The organism is Vibrio sp. 1978, assembly GCF_033344345.1.
Genome location: NZ_JAWPOP010000941.1, coordinates 1 through 534 on the forward strand (window position 1 = coordinate 1; position 534 = coordinate 534).

A 534-nucleotide genomic window follows, 5' to 3' on the forward strand; every position below is an offset into this window, starting at 1 on the left:
AGTTTGTTCAACGTTCGATGCTGAGTTTGCCATCTGTCCAAGAGCTTGAAGAATCGCGTTCTTCGCTTGGTTTGAGCTCATCAGTTTATCGAACTTGCGACCGCCGCTAGTCAATTGAGCCGTGGTGTCTGCAATGCTGTCTTTCGCTAGCGAATGTGCGCGTTTTACTTGATCTTGTTGAGTTTTTGACAAGTTACCGTTGTTCATCAACTCTTCTACTTGATCGAAGCCCGCCTTTTGCGTTTTCAGCACGTTGTTGCTTGCCATCTCGGTCTTAATTTCTTTACCCGCTTTGAAAGAACCAAGCGCACCGATAATTGCTGTAGCACCCGCTAACACACCAGAAACAACCGCCATCGCGATCATTGCGCTAGCAGAGTTGTTCAGCTCTGCCGCTTGGCTTTGCAAACTCGCAACGTTGGCTTCAACCGCAATTTCACGTTGAAGCACTTGCTGTTCACGGCTTAGCTTCGACACTTGGTAAAGCAGCGTCAACAAAGACAGCGATTGAGAAACCGCGTCCGAAGGTGATTT

Annotated in this window: 1 pseudogene; it reads right to left on the reverse strand. The window is 48.1% G+C overall.

The window, feature by feature from the left end:
• Nucleotides 1–534, reverse strand: a pseudogene (vopD, locus tag R8N49_RS29980) (type III secretion system translocon subunit VopD); the annotation flags it as partial.